This window comes from Lysobacter sp. HA35, assembly GCF_054061195.1.
The window spans coordinates 1,166,722-1,183,122 of the sequence record NZ_JBSSDY010000001.1 but is presented as its reverse complement, the minus strand read 5'-3'; the positions used below and the strand labels follow the sequence as shown (position 1 = coordinate 1,183,122).

The 16,401-nt window shown below is 67.5% G+C and carries 18 protein-coding genes; 17 read left to right on the top strand and 1 reads right to left on the bottom strand.

The window, feature by feature from the left end:
• Nucleotides 1-54: 54 nt before the first annotated feature.
• The 5 genes from ACVWZN_RS05825 to ACVWZN_RS05805 all read left to right on the top strand — a co-directional run bounded on the left by ACVWZN_RS05825 (nt 55) and on the right by ACVWZN_RS05805 (nt 5,801).
• Nucleotides 55-885, top strand: coding sequence for a glycine zipper 2TM domain-containing protein (locus ACVWZN_RS05825; protein WP_456952996.1), 831 nt, complete (start codon nt 55-57; stop codon nt 883-885).
• Nucleotides 886-1,031: 146 nt separating this feature from the next.
• Nucleotides 1,032-2,195 (top strand): acyl-CoA dehydrogenase family protein, encoded by a 1,164-nt coding sequence (locus ACVWZN_RS05820; RefSeq protein ID WP_456952995.1) that lies wholly within the window; start codon nt 1,032-1,034, stop codon nt 2,193-2,195.
• A gap of 101 nt (nt 2,196-2,296) precedes the next feature.
• Nucleotides 2,297-2,845, top strand: a complete 549-nt coding sequence (locus ACVWZN_RS05815) for a GNAT family N-acetyltransferase (RefSeq protein ID WP_456952994.1) — start codon at nt 2,297-2,299, stop codon at nt 2,843-2,845.
• Nucleotides 2,815-3,483, top strand: a complete 669-nt coding sequence (locus ACVWZN_RS05810) for a glutathione S-transferase family protein (protein ID WP_456952993.1) — start codon at nt 2,815-2,817, stop codon at nt 3,481-3,483. Before ACVWZN_RS05815 ends, ACVWZN_RS05810 begins: the two co-directional genes overlap by 31 nt.
• 44 nt (nt 3,484-3,527) lie before the next feature.
• The gene (locus ACVWZN_RS05805; RefSeq protein WP_456952992.1) at nt 3,528-5,801 is read left to right on the top strand and encodes a thiamine pyrophosphate-dependent enzyme; all 2,274 of its coding nucleotides are present in this window, start codon (nt 3,528-3,530) and stop codon (nt 5,799-5,801) included.
• 18 nt (nt 5,802-5,819) lie between these two features.
• Here the strand turns inward: ACVWZN_RS05805 and ygfZ are convergent, their stop codons facing one another.
• Entirely contained in the window at nt 5,820-6,677 is an 858-nt protein-coding gene (ygfZ, locus tag ACVWZN_RS05800) for a CAF17-like 4Fe-4S cluster assembly/insertion protein YgfZ (protein WP_456952991.1), read from the bottom strand.
• On the opposite strand from ygfZ, the gene ACVWZN_RS05795 reads away from it, so the two are divergent.
• Genes ACVWZN_RS05795 through ACVWZN_RS05740 form a run of 12 tightly spaced genes read left to right on the top strand, consistent with a single transcriptional unit; the run spans nt 6,587 to nt 16,400 of the window.
• Complete coding sequence (locus tag ACVWZN_RS05795) at nt 6,587-6,880, top strand: DUF1674 domain-containing protein (RefSeq protein WP_456952990.1); 294 nt, start codon at nt 6,587-6,589, stop codon at nt 6,878-6,880. The genes ygfZ and ACVWZN_RS05795 overlap by 91 nt on opposite strands.
• A 51-nt stretch (nt 6,881-6,931) precedes the next feature.
• Nucleotides 6,932-7,327 (top strand): succinate dehydrogenase, cytochrome b556 subunit, encoded by a 396-nt coding sequence (gene sdhC / locus ACVWZN_RS05790; RefSeq protein ID WP_456952989.1) that lies wholly within the window; start codon nt 6,932-6,934, stop codon nt 7,325-7,327.
• The gene (gene sdhD, locus ACVWZN_RS05785; RefSeq protein WP_051234779.1) at nt 7,324-7,731 is read left to right on the top strand and encodes a succinate dehydrogenase, hydrophobic membrane anchor protein; all 408 of its coding nucleotides are present in this window, start codon (nt 7,324-7,326) and stop codon (nt 7,729-7,731) included. Before sdhC ends, sdhD begins: the two co-directional genes overlap by 4 nt.
• A 14-nt stretch (nt 7,732-7,745) precedes the next feature.
• Entirely contained in the window at nt 7,746-9,539 is a 1,794-nt protein-coding gene (gene sdhA, locus ACVWZN_RS05780) for a succinate dehydrogenase flavoprotein subunit (protein ID WP_456952988.1), read from the top strand.
• 41 nt (nt 9,540-9,580) lie between these two features.
• Nucleotides 9,581-10,363, top strand: a complete 783-nt coding sequence (locus ACVWZN_RS05775; protein WP_456952987.1) for a succinate dehydrogenase iron-sulfur subunit — start codon at nt 9,581-9,583, stop codon at nt 10,361-10,363.
• Nucleotides 10,364-10,383: 20 nt separating this feature from the next.
• A complete protein-coding gene (locus ACVWZN_RS05770) occupies nt 10,384-10,806 on the top strand; it encodes an MAPEG family protein (RefSeq protein ID WP_456952986.1) in 423 nt (140 codons plus the stop codon).
• Nucleotides 10,803-11,051, top strand: coding sequence for an FAD assembly factor SdhE (locus ACVWZN_RS05765; protein ID WP_456952985.1), 249 nt, complete (start codon nt 10,803-10,805; stop codon nt 11,049-11,051). Before ACVWZN_RS05770 ends, ACVWZN_RS05765 begins: the two co-directional genes overlap by 4 nt.
• Complete coding sequence (locus tag ACVWZN_RS05760) at nt 11,041-11,448, top strand: hypothetical protein (RefSeq protein ID WP_456952984.1); 408 nt, start codon at nt 11,041-11,043, stop codon at nt 11,446-11,448. Before ACVWZN_RS05765 ends, ACVWZN_RS05760 begins: the two co-directional genes overlap by 11 nt.
• A gap of 23 nt (nt 11,449-11,471) precedes the next feature.
• The gene (locus tag ACVWZN_RS05755; RefSeq protein WP_456952983.1) at nt 11,472-12,716 is read left to right on the top strand and encodes a lipoprotein-releasing ABC transporter permease subunit; all 1,245 of its coding nucleotides are present in this window, start codon (nt 11,472-11,474) and stop codon (nt 12,714-12,716) included.
• Complete coding sequence (gene lolD, locus ACVWZN_RS05750) at nt 12,709-13,416, top strand: lipoprotein-releasing ABC transporter ATP-binding protein LolD (RefSeq protein WP_456952982.1); 708 nt, start codon at nt 12,709-12,711, stop codon at nt 13,414-13,416. The genes ACVWZN_RS05755 and lolD overlap by 8 nt, the downstream gene beginning before the upstream one ends.
• A gap of 6 nt (nt 13,417-13,422) precedes the next feature.
• On the top strand, nt 13,423-15,753 hold the full coding sequence (locus ACVWZN_RS05745; protein WP_456952981.1) for a DNA internalization-related competence protein ComEC/Rec2: 2,331 nt from the start codon (nt 13,423-13,425) through the stop codon (nt 15,751-15,753).
• Nucleotides 15,754-15,770: 17 nt separating this feature from the next.
• Nucleotides 15,771-16,400 (top strand): MotA/TolQ/ExbB proton channel family protein, encoded by a 630-nt coding sequence (locus ACVWZN_RS05740; RefSeq protein ID WP_027082093.1) that lies wholly within the window; start codon nt 15,771-15,773, stop codon nt 16,398-16,400.
• Nucleotide 16,401: the final 1 nt, after the last annotated feature.

Sequence of the window (16,401 nt, the reverse complement as noted above, 5' to 3'; positions counted from 1 at the left end):
AGGTTCCCGGTGCTGCAATCGACCTACGCCAGGATGAACTGGCTCGGAGGCTCTATGGACAAGAACATCCTCGCGGTCGCTCTCGGTTCGATGCTGCTCGGCGGCGTTGCGGTTGCGGCCTACAGCTCGATGAATCATCGCGACGACGCGGTGGTCGCGCAGCCCGCGCAGCCGGTCGCGGTCGGTGCCACGCAGTTCGACGCGTCGGCTGACGCGCAGGGCCGCATTGCGCCGACCGCGCCGCAGCTCGCCGTCGCAGAAGCGCCTCGGGCCGAATACGCGGACGTCGTAAACGTCGATCCGGTTCGTACGTCGTCGCCGCGCTACGCGTCGGTGATCGGCGTTGATCCGGTCAAGGAAACCAGCACCACTAGCACGCCGCGTCAGGTCTGTAACGACGTGGTAGTGCAGGACCGCCTGCCGGAGCGCGACGGCAACGTCGGCGGCACGGTCGCGGGTGCTCTGATCGGTGGGCTCGTCGGCAACCAGGTCGGCGGCGGTAACGGTCGCAAGCTGGCGACGGTGGCCGGTGCGGTCGGTGGCGGTTTCGTCGGCAATCGCGTCGACCGCAACCATGTCGGCGGCCGCGTGGTCGAGCGCACCGAACAGCAGTGCCACACCGTCAGCGACACCTCCAGCAGCTCGCGCACCGTCGCGTACACCGTCACCTATCGCAATCCGGACGGCACCGTCGGTACGCAGCGCATGACCAGCCGCCCGGGCACGCGTATCCGCGTGGGTTCCGACACGCAGGTCGCTGGCTATGACGTGACCTATCGCTACCAGGGCGCGCAGCACACCGTGCGCATGAACGAGCGCCCGGGCTCGCAGCTGCCGGTCATCGACGGCCGCGTCGTGACCTCGACGGCCGTCGCCACGCGCTGATCGACGCGTCGGGAGTAGGGAAAAGGGGCCGGGCAACCGGCCCTTTTTCATGTGCGGAGCCGCCGGCGGTCGGGCCGGGGGTGTCGATGGACTGTGACGGCGGCCTACAATATCGGGCTCCCACGCCCCAAGGTCCGACCCCTCGCATGGCACTGAATCCGTACGACCTCTTCGACGTCCGTTCGCTGCTGTCCGAGGAAGAGCGGGCCGTGCAGGACACCGTCGCCCGTTTCACCGACGAGCGCGTGATCCCGATCATCGGCGAGGCCTTCGACCAGGGCCGCTTCCCGCGCGAGCTGGTGCCGGAAATCGCGGAGATGGGCCTGCTGGGTTCGTCGCTGCCGGAAAAGTACGGGTGCGCTGAACTCAACGCGGTCAGCTACGGCCTGATCTGCCAGGAACTCGAGCGCGGCGACAGCGGCATCCGCAGCTTCGTCTCGGTGCAGAGCTCGCTCTGCATGTACCCGATCTACGCCTACGGCTCGGAGGAGCAGCGCACGCGCTGGCTGCCGGACATGGCGGCGGGCAAGGTCATCGGCTGCTTCGGCCTGACCGAACCGCACGGTGGCTCCGACCCGGCGAACATGAAGACGAACGCCAAGCGCGACGGCGCCGACTGGATCCTCAACGGCTCCAAGATGTGGATCACCAACGGCAACCTCGCCGACATCGCGATCGTCTGGGCGCAGACCGACGACGGCATTCAGGGCTTCGTGGTGGAGAAGGGCATGCCCGGCTTCGCGGCGCAGGAAATCAAGCACAAGATGTCGCTGCGCGCGTCGGTCACCAGCGCGCTGTATTTCGACAACGTGCGCGTGCCGGAGGCGAACCGCCTGCCGAACGTGAAGGGCCTCAAGGGTCCGCTGGGCTGCCTGACGCAGGCGCGCTACGGCATCACCTGGGGCCCGATCGGCGCCGCGATCGCCTGCCTCGACGAGGTGGTGAACTACACGAAGGAACGCATCCTGTTCGGCCGCCCGGTCGCCGCGACGCAGAGCGCGCAGATCAAGATGGCCGACATGGCGCGTCGCATCACGCTTGCGCAGATGCTCGTAGTGCAGCTCGGCCGTCTCAAGGACGCCGGCGCGATGCAGCCGACGCAGGTGTCGCTCGCGAAGTGGAACAACTGCCGCATGGCGATCGACATCGCGCGCGAATGCCGCGACCTGCTCGGCGGCGCCGGCATCACCACCGAGCACGGCGCGATCCGCCATGCGTTGAACCTCGAGTCGGTCATCACCTACGAAGGCACGGAAACCGTGCACCAGCTGGTGGTCGGCCGCGAACTCACCGGTATCAACGCGTTCTGATCGACGCAACCGGCCTTCGGGCCGGTTTTCGCATCGGCGCCCGGCATGGCGCCACCGCATCGTTCCGCGGCGCATCGCGTCGCCCAGCAGAGGAAGCGAGGATGTCGGAGCAGGGCCCGCGTCTCGAAACCGAGCGCTTGATCCTCCGCCAATGGCGCGCCGAGGATTTCGATCGCTACGCGCAGATGTTCGCCGCGCCGGAAACGCATCACATCGGCGGGCCGCTCACGCTCGGCGATGCATGGCGGCGCTTCCTGCAGATGCCGGGCGCATGGGCGTTGCAGGGCTTCGCGATGTTCGCGATCGAAGAGAAGTCCAGCCGCTTGTGGATGGGCCAGGCGGGTCCGTGGCAGCCCGCCGGCTGGCCCGGTACGGAAGTTGGCTATGCGCTGCATCCGGAAGCCTGGGGCAAGGGTTACGCGACCGAAGCCTGCGCCGCGGCGATGGACTGGGCATTCGACACGCTGGGCTGGACGGACATCATCCATTCCATCGACGTCGCTAATACCGCATCGCAGAACGTTGCGAAACGTCTCGGCGCGAAGAACCGCGGTCGCGGCGTGTTCCGGCCGCCGCACGACAAGTTCCGGATCGACCTCTGGGGCCAGACGCGCGACGAGTGGCGCGCACGCCGGAGCGCCGCGGCGTGATCACCGTTTACGGCTTCTCGCCTTCGGGCAACTGCCACAAGGTGCGCCTGCTGCTCGAGCAGCTGCGCCGTCCGTACACGTGGGTCGAGACCGACAGCAGCACCGGCGCGACGCGCACGCCCGAATACCTTGCGAAGAACGCGAACGGCAAAGTGCCGATGCTGGAACTCGACGATGGCCGCATCCTCGTCGAATCGAATGCGATCCTGTGCTGGCTCGCCGACGGCACGTCGTACCTGCCGAGCGACGCTTGGGCGCGCGCGCAGGCGCTGAGCTGGATGTTCTTCGAGCAGTACAGCCACGAGCCGTACGTTGCCGTCGCGCGTTTCATCTGCGGATGGACGCCCGCGGACTCGCCGCGTCGCGCCGACCTGCCGCGCCTGCGCGAGCGCTCGCACGACGCACTGCGCGTGATGGAACGCCATCTCGCATCGCATGACTGGTTCACCGGTGACGCCTACGGCGTCGCCGATATCGCACTGTTCGCCTACACGGACGTCGCGCCGCACGGCGGCGTGTCGCTCGACGCCTATCCCGCGATCCGCGCCTGGCTTGCCCGCGTCCGCGCGACGCCGGGCTTCGTCGCGATGGTCGAACCCGACGACCGCGCCGCTGCGCTGATCGCGCGGTCCACCTGATTTTTCACGACGCACGGCGGGCTTCGGCCCGCCTGGATGACCGCATGGCTGCCACGCTTCCGAACCCGATTCCCGCCCGTATGAAGGGCCTTAACCGCGCCGAGATCTGCGACGTCAACTTCACGGAGTTCGTCACCGCGTGGAACGGTCGCGTCGATGCGCGTCCGGCGCCGCACGAAGCGATCCTCGACGGTAGCGCGCTCGACGCGCAGGGTTTCCGCGAGCTGTTCGAGTCGCAGTTGATCAGCCGCCATCTCGACCTGATGGCGCGCGTGCTGCGCGTTCAGAACAAGGTCTTCTACACGATCGGCAGCAGCGGCCACGAAGGCAATGCGATGGTCGCGCGTGCAGCGCGTCACACCGATCCCGCGTTCCTGCATTACCGCTCGGGCGGCTTCATGGCCGAGCGCTTCCGCAAGCTGCCGGGCATGGATCCGATCATGGATTCCGCGCTGAGCTTCGCCGCGAGCAAGGATGACCCCGCGAGCGGCGGCCGCCACAAGGTGTGGGGCAGCAAGCCGTTGTGGGTGCTACCGCAAACGTCGACCATCGCCTCGCATCTGCCAAAGGCGCTCGGCACGGCGGTAGCAATCGAAACCGGTCGCCGCATCGGTCATTCGCTGCCGATCCCCGACGATTCGATCGCCATCTGCTCGTTCGGCGATGCATCGGCCAATCACGCGACCGCGCAGACCGCGTTCAATGCCGCGGCGTGGACGGCGTATCAGAAGCTGCCCGCGCCCGTGCTGTTCGTCTGCGAGGACAACGGCATCGGCATTTCGGTCAAGACGCCGACCGGCTGGATCGCGAACCGCTTCCAGCAGATGCCCGGGCTGGATTACTTCTTCGCGGATGGTCTCGATCTGGCGTCGGGTTATGCCGACGTGCAGCGCGCCGTCGAGCATTGCCGACGCACGCGTCGCCCGACGTTCCTGCATCTCAAGACCACCCGCATCATGGGTCACGCGGGTACGGACTTCGAGATCGAATGGCGTTCGGTCGAGGAACTGTGCGCGGTCGAGGCGACCGATCCGCTCCTGCGCTCTGCCGCGATCGCGATCGAATCCGGCCTGATGTCCAAGGACGAGGTGAGCGCGCTGTACGAGGCGACTCGCAAGAAGTGCTTCGCGGCGGCGGAGGAAGCGGATCGCCGGCCGAAAATCGAGCGCCTCGAGGACGTGATCAAGCCGCTCGCGCCGTACACGCCGGATGCGGTGAAGGCGGAGGCCGAACGCGCGCCCGATGCGCAGCGTCGTCTCGATGTCTTCGGTGGTGAAGCGAAGCTGCCCGAGAACCAGCCGCCGCGGCATCTCGCCATCCAGATCAACAACGCGCTCCACGACCAGTTCGCGAAGTATCCGGAAACGCTGCTGTTCGGCGAGGACGTCGCGCAGAAAGGCGGCGTCTACACGGTGACCAAGGGCCTGTACAAGGCGTTCGGGCCACGACGCGTGTTCAACACGCTGCTCGACGAGACGATGATCTTCGGCCTTGCGCAGGGCTTCGCGAACATGGACATGCTGCCCGTGCCCGAGATCCAGTACCTCGCGTATTTCCACAACGCGGGCGACCAGATCCGCGGCGAGGCGTCGAGCCTGCAGTTCTTCAGCAACGATCAGTACCGCAACCCGATGGTCGTGCGCATGGCCGGCCTCGGCTACCAGCGCGGCTTCGGCGGGCATTTCCACAACGACAACTCGATCACCGCACTGCGTGACATTCCGGGTCTCGTCGTCGGTTGTCCGTCGCGTGGCGACGATGCCGCAACGATGCTGCGCACGCTCATGGCGCTGGCGAAGGTCGATGGCCGCGTCAGCATCTTCCTCGAGCCGATCGCGCTGTACATGACGAAGGATCTGTACGAGCCGGGCGATGGCCTGTGGCTCACGCAGTACCCGGCGCCAGGCGAGGCGATGACGCTGGGCGAAGGTCGCGTCTACGGCGAGGGCGATGACCTCGTGATCATCAGCTACGGCAACGGCGTGCCGATGAGCCTGCGCGCCGCACGCCGCATCGAGCAGCAGCACGGCTGGAAGGTGCGCGTCGTCGACCTGCGCTGGCTGGTTCCGCTCAACGATGCCTACATCGTCGAGCAGGCGAGGAATGCGAAGCGGATCATCGTGGTCGACGAAGGTCGTCGCAGCGCGGGCGTGGGCGAGGGCGTGATCACCGCGCTGTCGGAAGGCGGCTTGGGCGCGACGCCGATGCATCGTGTCGTCGGTACCGATACCTACACGCCGCTGGCCGGCGCCGCGTTCTTGGTCATTCCGGGCGACGACGACATCGTCGCGGCGGCGGACACGCTCGCCAAGCGCTGAGTTACGCGGCCTGCGGCGTCAGCGCTGCAGGCCGTTGGCGAGGGGCAGTCGCTCTACGATCTGCCCGTGTAGGCGAACGTCGGCGTCGGCGGGCTCGAGCGGAACCACGGCCAGCGCTTCGCCGTTGCGAACGACGACGAGCTGGCCCACGTCACGCCCGTCGACGTCGGTAAGCGCATCGCGCGCGCGCGCTTCCACGTCCGCAACGCGCAATCGCACAAGCCCGCGCTTCGCACGCCCGAGGAAGTGCGTGCGCGCGACGATTTCCTGCCCCGGATAGCAACCCTTCTTCACGCTGAAGGCGTCGAAGCGCTGCAGCGACAATTGCTGCGGCGTCCAGTGATCGAGCGCGACGCCCGGGAGCGACGGCCAGCCGTGCGCGATGTCGAGCTGCCACCAGGCGGACTCATCTTCCGGCGTCGCGGCGTCGGCAGGCGAGGGCGCGAGCACCAGCGTCCGCGCGCCGGCGTCGCCCGAGAGGTCGAGTTCGATCGCATCCGCGAGACGGCCGGACGTATTTCCCGACGCTGTGACGGGTGCGCCGAGTCGACCAAGCGCGTGGATCGGCGCCAGGTCGATTTTCACCTTGCTGCGGAAAACGAATCGACGTAGCGAGTCGGCGAACGCGTCCGCGTCGGTCGCGGTGACGAGCCACACGGTCTCCGCGTCCACCCGAATCAGCGCAAACAGCGCCTGCACGCGCCCTTTTGGGTCGAGCCAGCCGTTCCAGTGCCATTGCCCGTCGGCGAGCGCGATCACGTCGTTCATGAACTGCGCGTGCGTAAATGCAAGCGCATCGCGGCCTGCAAGCCGCAAAACGCGCAGGCCGCGCAACTCGAAACGACGTGATGAACCGTACTGCGGGTTGTCAGACATGGGGTACGGACTTAAGATTTTCGGCTGGAATGATAGGCCACACGACCTCCGAGACCCCGCAGGACACGCCGGAGAGCGCAGACTCCTCGCCGTTGCCTGAGACGCCTGCGCCTGAGCGTCCGCGCGAGGTGGGCGGTCGACCGGGACCCGAGCCGACACGCTACGGGGACTGGGAAAAGGACGGCCGCTGCATCGATTTCTAGCGTCGCCCGCTCGACCCCGCGGCCGCGCCGCATCAGAACGAGACCTCCCGCATGGCGTACCGCGAACGTCCGTTGTCCCCGCACCTGCAGGTCTATCGCTGGCAGGTCCAGATGGTCAGCTCGATCCTGCATCGCGCGACGGGCGTGATCCTGTCGCTCGGCAGCCTGCTCGTGGCATGGGGCCTCGTCGCCCTCGCATCGGGTGCTGATCGCTGGACGACTTTCACCCACGCTGCGCGTTCGCCCCTGGGCTTCCTCGTGATGTTCGGCTGGACGTGGGCGCTGTCGTTCCACCTGCTCAGCGGCCTGCGCCATCTCTCGCAGGACATGGGCGTCGGCACGTCGGTGCCTGCCTTCGTCAAGAGCGCCTGGGTCGCGATCATCGGCAGCCTCGTGCTGACCGCGATTATCTGGCTGCTCGCCATGCAGAAGTGGGGTGGCGCATGAGCACCAATGCAGGACGCCGCCCGCCGACGCTGCGTCATCCGCTGAAGGTCGCGCGCGGCCTCGGCTCGGCAAAGGACGGCACGCATCATTTCCTCGTGCAGCGCGTGACCGCGCTGGCGCTCGTGTTTCTCGGCATCTATGCCGTCGGCCTGGTGATCTCGCTGGTCGGCGCGGACTTCGCGACGGTGCGTGCGCGCGTCGGTCATCCGTTCAATGCGACGCTGCTGATCGCGTTCCTCGTCGCCAATTTCTGGCACATGCGCCTTGGTCTGCAGGTCGTCGTCGAAGACTACGTGCACACCGCGGTCCGCTATTCGCTGCTGCAACTGCTCATCGTGTTCGCGTGCTGGATCGCGGGCCTTGCGAGCGTCCTCGCCGTCGTGCGCGTCATGCTCGGCGCCTGACCCGGAATCCTTCGATGCCTGCCGCATATCCCATCCAGGAACACAAGTTCGACATGGTCGTCGTCGGCGCCGGTGGCGCCGGCCTGCGCGCAACGTTCGGCCTCGCCCAGAAGGGCCTGAAGACCGCCTGCATCACCAAGGTCTTCCCGACGCGCTCGCACACCGTCGCCGCGCAGGGTGGCGTTGCCGCCGCGCTGGCGAACATGGGTGAGGACGACTGGCGCTACCACTTCTTCGACACGGTGAAGGGCAGCGACTGGCTGGGCGACCAGGACGCGATCGAATACATGTGCCGCGAGGCGATCCCCGCGATCGTGGAGCTCGAGCACTACGGCGTGCCGTTCTCGCGCACCGAAGACGGCCGCATCTACCAGCGCCCGTTCGGCGGCATGACGACGCGTTTCGGCGAAGGTCCGCCCGCGCAGCGCACCTGCGCCGCGGCCGACCGCACCGGTCACGCGATCCTGCACACGCTCTACCAGCAGTCGCTGGCGCACGACGCGCAGTTCTTCATCGAGTACTTCGCGCTCGACCTGATCATGGATGCGGACGGCACGTGCCGCGGCGTGCTCGCGCTGGACATGGCGTCCGGCACGCTGCACCTGTTCCGCGCGCACGGCACCGTGCTCGCGACCGGTGGTTACGGCCGCGCGTATTTCTCGGCGACCTCCGCACACACCTGCACCGGCGACGGCGGCGGCATGGTGCTGCGCGCCGGCCTCGGCATGCAGGACATGGAATTCGTGCAGTTCCACCCGACCGGCATTTACGGCGCCGGCTGCCTGATCACGGAAGGCGTGCGAGGCGAGGGCGGCATCCTGCGCAACAGCAATGGCGAGCGCTTCATGGAGCGCTACGCACCGAGCGTGAAGGACCTCGCGCCGCGCGACATGGTCAGCCGCGCAATGACGATGGAAATCCGCGAAGGCCGCGGCGTCGGCGAGCACAAGGACCACATCCTGCTCGACCTCACGCACCTCGGCCCGGAAGTCATCCACGAGAAGCTCCCCGGCATCGCCGAGTCCGCGCGCATCTTCGCGGGCGTCGACGTCGAGAAGCAGCCGATCCCCGTCATTCCGACCGTCCACTACAACATGGGCGGCATTCCGACCAACTTCCACGGCGAAGTCGTGCAGCTGCGCGGCGGCGATCCGGATGCGGTCGTGCCGGGCCTGTATGCGATTGGTGAGGCGGCCTGCGTGTCGGTGCACGGCGCGAACCGCCTCGGTTCGAACTCGCTGCTGGACCTCGTGGTGTTCGGCCGCGCGGTCGCGAACCGCTGCGCCGAAACGATCAAGCCGGATGCCTCGCACGCGCCGCTTCCTGCTGATGCCTGCGACAAGGCGCTCGGTCGCCTCGACGCGCTGCGCCACGCCAGCGGCGGTACGCCGACGTCGGTCATCCGCGACAAGATGCAGCGCACGATGCAGGCCGACGCCGCGGTGTTCCGCACTGGCGAAACGCTCTCGGACGGCGTGCGCAAGATGCGCGAGATCCACGCATCGTTCGCGGACGTCCGCGTCACTGATCGCTCGCTGGTCTGGAACTCCGACCTCATCGAGACGTTCGAACTCGCCAACCTGCTCGACCAGGCGCTGGTGACGATCGTGTCGGCCGAGAACCGACAGGAGTCGCGCGGTGCGCATGCCCGCGAGGACTTCCCGGATCGTGACGACCACAACTGGATGAAGCACACGCTGTGCTGGATCGACGAGGCGGGCAATACCCGCATCGACTATCGACCGGTGCATTCGTACACGCTGACGCAGGACGTCGCTCCGGTGCCGCCGAAGAAGCGCGTCTACTGACCTCGCGTCTGCCGGCAACGGCGGACGAAACGGACCCGACCATGGCCGAATTCACCCTCCCGAAGAACTCGAAGATCCAGAAGGGCCGCCACTTCGCTGCCGCCGGCGCGAAGAATGCCCGGGTCTTCAAGGTCTACCGCTGGAATCCCGACGACGGACGCAACCCGACGGTCGACACCTACGAGGTCGACCTCGCGAGTTGCGGCCCGATGGTTCTGGACGCGCTGATCAAGATCAAGAACGAGATCGATCCGACGCTGACGTTCCGTCGCTCGTGCCGCGAGGGCATCTGCGGCTCGTGCGCGATGAACATCGACGGCACCAACACGCTCGCCTGCACCAAGGCGATCGACGACTGCCGCGCCGGCGAAGTCGCGATCTATCCGCTGCCGCACATGCCGGTGGTCAAGGATCTCGTCCCCGACCTAACGCACTTCTACGCGCAGTACGCGTCGATCAAGCCCTGGCTGCGTACGCAGAGCCCGACGCCTTCCGACCGGGAGCGCCTGCAGTCGCCGGACGACCGCAGGAAGCTCGACGGCCTGTACGAATGCATCCTCTGCGCTTGCTGCTCGACGAGCTGTCCGAGCTACTGGTGGAACGGCGACCGCTACCTCGGCCCGGCGATCCTGCTGCAGGCCTATCGCTGGATCGTGGACTCGCGCGATGAAGACACGGGCGGGCGCCTCGACGATCTCGAGGATCCGTTCAAGCTCTATCGCTGCCACACGATTATGAACTGCGCGCGGACCTGCCCGAAGGGGCTCAACCCGGCGCGCGCGATCGGTGAGATCAAGAAGCTGATGCTGGCGCGCCGCGCCTGATCGCAGCCGCGCACGGACACATGGACGTTCGCGCGATCTACCTGCCGGGCCTGGCGATGGTCGTGCTTACGGCCGTCGTCTGGTTCCGCATGTACACGATGCGCATCGCGCAGATGAAGCGCGAGCGCATCCATCCGCAGAAGGTCGCGACGTCGGCGCAGGCGTCGGCGCTTCTCACCGACAGCCGCGCCGCGGACAACTTCCGCAACCTGTTCGAACTGCCGGTGCTGTTCTATCTCGCGCTCGTCGTCGCGGATCGTATCGGTCGCGTGGACATGCTGAGTGTCGGCTTGGCGTGGCTGTTCGTCGCGCTGCGCACCGCGCACAGCGGCATCCACGTGACGTACAACAAGGTCATGCACCGCTTCATGACCTACGTCGCCGGCGGTGTCGTGTTGTGGCTGCTCTGGGCGTATCTCGCGATCGGCCTGTTTTCGCGATGAGCGAGGACATCGAACTCAAAGCGCTGCGCTGGCGATGCCGGCGCGGGATGCGCGAACTCGACCACTTGCTCGAGCGCTGGCTCGACCGTCGCTGGGCGACATCGTCCGACGCGGAACGGGAAACTTTCCGACGGCTGCTCGTCGTCGAGGACGATAAGCTCTGGCGCGCCTTCCTCGGACACGAACGCCTCGACGATGACGAACTCCAGACGCTCGTCGAACGCATCGCCGCCGTTGCGCCTTGAACTGCGCGCGTCGCGTGCGCTTTCGATCACGCTCGCGATGCTGGGCTTCGTCGGCGGTGCAGGGCTGCTGCTGACCGATCTTCCGTGGTGGGCTGCGCTGACTGCGGCACCGGTCTGCGTGCTCTGGGGCCTGGCGCTCGCGCTGCGCGAACGTCGCCGTGCGACGTCTCAATTGGTGCTGCGTGGCGACGGCACGGCGAAGCTCGACGACAGCACGATCGACGCGCTCAAGGTCGACTGGCAAGGCCCGATCGGCGCACTCACATGGACGCGCGACGGCCGACGCGAGCGTTTCGTGGCGTGGCCCGACGTTTTCGACGCCGCGACCCGGCGTGAACTGCGCCTGTGGCTCCTCACGCGGCCTTCCCGCGCGGAGACAGCGGCAGTGGCACCATAGTCGCCCCTCGGAACAGGCTCAGCATGTTCACGCCCATTCCCGTCGCCATCGGCCTGCGCTACCTGCGCGCCAAACGCCGAAACGGCTTCATTTCCTTCATTTCGCTGGCGTCGATCCTCGGCATTGCCCTGGGCGTCGCCGCGCTGATCACCACGCTCGCGGTGATGAGCGGCTTCCAGCGCGAAATCCGCGACCGCATGCTTCAGATGGTCGCCCACGCCACGGTCAGCGGTTACGGCGAGCCGATCGAAGACTGGCCGCGCGCCGTCAACAAGGCACTGGCCGACAAGCGCGTTGCGGGTGCGGCGCCGTACGTCGAAGCGCAGACGCTGCTGTCCGGTCCGCGCAACCAGCCTGCGATCGTGCGCGGCATCCTGCCGGACCAGGAGCGCCACGTATCGGTGCTCGGCTCGAAGATGGTGCAGGGCCGGCTCGACGATCTGAAGCCCGGCACGTTCAACGTCGTGCTGGGCCGCGAGCTTGCGCTGTGGCTGGGCGTTGGCGTGGGGGACGACGTCGTCATGATCACGTCGGAAGCGCTGACCACGCCGATCGGCGCGGTGCCGCAGATGAAGCGCTTCCACGTGAGCGGCATCTTCGAAGCCGGCTACAACGAATACGACCGCGGCATGGCGTTCACGTCGATGCAGGACCTGCAGCGCGTGCAACGCATGGGCGCCGGCGTGACCGGCGTGCGACTCCGCCTGCACGACATGGACCAGGCGGCGAATGTCGGCCGCGATCTCGCGCTTTCGCTCGGCGGCCCGTACCGCGTCAGCAACTGGGCCGACGAGAACGCGAACATGTTCCGCGCGCTGAAGATGGAGAAGACCATCATGGCGATCCTGCTGTCGCTGATCATCGCGATGGGCGCGTTTAACCTGGTGTCGTCGCAGGTGATGCTCGTCACCGACAAACAGGCGGACATCGCGATCATGCGCACGCTCGGCCTGACACCGCGCGGCGTCATGCAGGTATTCATGGTGCAAGGCACGCTGATCGGCGTGATCGGCACGCTGGCCGGCGTCATCTTCGGCGTGACGTTGACGCTCAATCTCGAGCACATCCTCCACGGCATCGAACGCCTGCTCGGCGTCCAGTTGCTGCCGGAAGACGTCTACTACATCACCGGACTGCCGACCGACATGCAGCCCAGCGACGTGATCACGATCGCGTCCGTCGCGCTGGTCATGGCCTTTCTTGCGACGGTTTACCCGGCCTGGCGTGCATCGCGCACGCCGCCGGCGGAGGCGCTGCGCTATGAATGACGTGCGCTCCGATGTGGTGATCCGCGCGCAGGGGCTCGGCAAGACCTACGCCGAAGGCAAGTTGCGTACGCCGGTGTTCGATGGGCTCGACCTGGAAGTGAGTCGCGGCGAAACCGTCGCAATCCTCGGCGCATCCGGCGCAGGCAAGAGCACGCTTCTGCACCTGTTGGGCGGGCTCGATACGCCGACGGCGGGCGAGGTCTTCGTCGACGGCAAGAAGATGAGCGCGTTGTCGGATGCCGAACGCGGGCGCCTGCGCAATGGCGCCCTCGGCTTCATCTACCAGTTCCACCACCTGCTGCCCGAATTCACCGCGCTCGAGAACGTGATGCTGCCGGTGATGCTCGGCGGCACGGCGACTGCCGATGCACGACAGCGTGCGACCGCGTTGCTCGAATCGGTCGGACTCGGTCATCGACTGGCTCACAAGCCGGGCGAGCTATCGGGCGGCGAACGCCAGCGTGCAGCGGTCGCGCGCGCGCTGGTGAATCGCCCGGGCTGCGTGCTCGGTGACGAGCCGACCGGCAATCTCGACGAGAAAACCGCAGCAACGGTGTTCGACCTCATGCTCGCGCTCAATCGTGAGCAACGCACGAGCCTGGTGCTGGTGACGCACGACCGCAGCCTGGCGCGCCGACTCGATCGCGTGCTCGAACTGCACGAAGGTCGATTGCGAGAACTCGCGCCGGACGAGGTCTAGTCCGGCATGAACGCGGCAAGGACGCCGCTCCTCACTCCGATCACTGCAGTCGCACTCCTTGCGGGTGTCTGCGCGTGCCTGTCGTTGCCGGCGGTCCCGCACGTCGTGCTGTCGATCGTGTTCGCGCTGGCTGGGATTGGGCTGACGTGGTTCTACTCGCGTCGCCGGTGGGTCGGCGCGTTCGTGCTGGGCTTCGCGGTCGCAGGCCTACATGCCGCGCACGCGCTAGCCGTGCAATTGCCAGCGGAACCCGCTCAGCAGGAAGCATCGATCACTGGTCGAATCAGCGACCTTCCGCGCCGTGAACCTCGCCGCGAAGCCTTCGTGTTCGACGTCGAGTCCTCGACATTGCCGGCAGTTGCAGGACGCACGTTGCGCCTGTCGTGGTATGGCGACCGTAACGGTGATGCGCCGCTGCTACGTGCGGGCGAACGCTGGCGATTCACGGTGCGGCTGCGCGCACCGCGTGGGCTGCGGAACCCGGGTGGCGCGGATGGCGAGATGCATGCATTCGCCGATCGCATTGCGGCGACGGGCTACGTTCGTGCGGGCGGGCGCCTAAGCGCCGCATCCGGCCTGCAGGGATGGCGCGACGCCACGTCGAACCGCATCGCGAGAGAAGTGGCGCGACCTTCCTCGCGCTTCGTCCGCGCACTCGCGCTCGGTGATACACGCGATCTCACCGACGCGGACTGGACGGCCCTGCGTGCGGACGGCCTGACGCACCTCATCGCGATCAGCGGCTTCCACGTCGGCATGGTGGGCAGCGTCTGCGCGCTGTTGATGCGCCTGCTCTGGTGGTTGATGCCCGCTCTCGGGCGCCGGATGCCCGCGCGTCACGCCGCTGCGATCGCCGGTCTTGTCGGCGCGGTCGGCTACGTCGCAGCCTCAGGCTTCTCGCTGCCGACCGTGCGCACGTTGCTGATGATTGCGGTGGTGGCCGTTGCACAGCTGTCGCGCCGCGCGGTCGGCATGACGCAGGTACTCGCGGTCGCGGCTATCGCGATGCTGCTCGTCGATCCGCTTTCGGTGCTGTCGGCCGGATTCTGGCTCAGCTTCGCTGGCGTCGCGTGGCTGCTGTGGTGCATGCCGCGCAGCGGTGCGTCCGCCGTTCGCGAACTAGCGAAGGCTCAGGCGGTGGCGACGATCGGGCTACTTCCGCTGACCGTCGTTCTGTTCGGGCAGGCGTCGCTGGCCGGGCCGATCGCGAACCTGCTCGCCGTCCCGCTGTGGAGCCTGGTCGTCGCGCCCCTGTCGGTCGCCGGCGTTGCGCTCGACGCGGTGCATCCCGCGGCCGGTGCGCTGGCATGGCGTCTCGCCGCGTGGGTGTTCGATCTCGCTTGGCCGCTGTTCGACCGCCTCGCGCAGACGCCGCTCTCGCTCTGGTACGTGCCCGAACCGTCGCCGTTCGCGATCATCCCCGCGCTGATCGCGGCGGCCTGGTGGCTGATGCCACGCGGCACGCCGGGCAAGGCGCTGGCGATCCTGCTGTGGTTGCCGCTGCTGTGGCCGGGTCGGCACGTACCAGCCGACGGTGATGTCGAAGCCGCCGCGATCGACGTCGGGCAGGGGCTGTCGGTCCTCGTTCGCACGCATTCGCACGTGCTGCTGTACGACATGGGCCCCGCAGTGCCGGATGGTTTCGACGCCGGCGAGCGCGCTGTCATCCCGGTACTGCATGCGCGCGGCGTATCGCGGCTGGACCGGATGGTCGTCAGCCATGCCGATCTCGACCATGTCGGCGGCCTCGCGGCGGTGCGTCGCGAGATGCCTGCGTCCGACCTGCTGGCGCCGTTCGGCTCCGGCGTCGAGGGCTCGCGGCCCTGCAGCGCCGGCCAGGAGTGGACGTGGGATGGCGTCCGCTTCGTCTTCCTCAACCCGCCGCCGCACTCGCCTTACGTGGCCAACGATTCCAGCTGCGTGTTGCGCATCGAAAGCCGCAGCGGCGGCGTGCTGCTTACCGGGGACATCAGCAGCCTCGTCGAGACGCGTCTGGCGGCCGAAGACCCCGCTGCGGTGCAGGCAGACGTCGTGTTCGTCGCCCATCACGGCAGCCGCAACTCGTCGGCCGAAGGCTTCATCCGCGCGACCGGCGCCCGCGACGCGGTGTTCTCGACCGGCCACGCGAACCGTTTCCACCATCCCGCACCCGACGTCGTCGACCGCTGGCAGGCGGCCGGCGCACGGACATGGAACACGGCCGAAGACGGCGCGGTGACGTTCCGTCTTGAACCGGAAGGGATCGTCACGACCGGCCAGCGCGACCTCCATCGCCGTTTGTGGGACGCGGCGAGGCGGGGCAGAACGGACGCTGGGCTATCCTATCGGCGCGATTGAACGCCTGCGGAGGCGACGTGCTCGAACTCGTGAAGTCCGGCGGCTGGCCGATGATCCCGTTGCTGCTGCTGTCGGCGCTGGCGCTGGCGCTCATCGTCGAACGTGGATGGACGCTCCGTCGCAGCCGGGTCATGCCGGCCAAGCTCGGCGACGAGGTGCGCGTCTGGGCCGCCCGCGGCAATCTCGACCCCGCGCATATCGAATCATTGCGGCAGACCTCGCCGCTGGGTGCACTGCTCGCCGCAGTGCTCGACATGCGCAACCGCTCGCGCGAAGTGATGCGCGAACGCGTCGAGGACGTCGGCCGCCATCTCGTGCATCGCATGGAGCGCTACCTGAACACGCTCGGCACGATCGCCGCGGCCGGCCCGCTGATGGGCCTGTTCGGCACCGTCGTCGGCATGATCCAGATGTTCCTCGGCATCCTCGACTACGGCATCGGCGACGTGAACCAGCTCGCCGGCGGCATCGGCAAGGCGCTGGTGTGCACCGCGACCGGCATGATCGTGGCGATCCCGGCGCTGATCGCGCACCGCTGGTTCCGTGGCCGCATTGCCGAATACATCATCGACATGGAGCACGAGGCCATTGCGCTGATGGACGTCGTCGAGTCGCGCACGAGCCAGCCGGCACCGCAGGCGGCCTGAC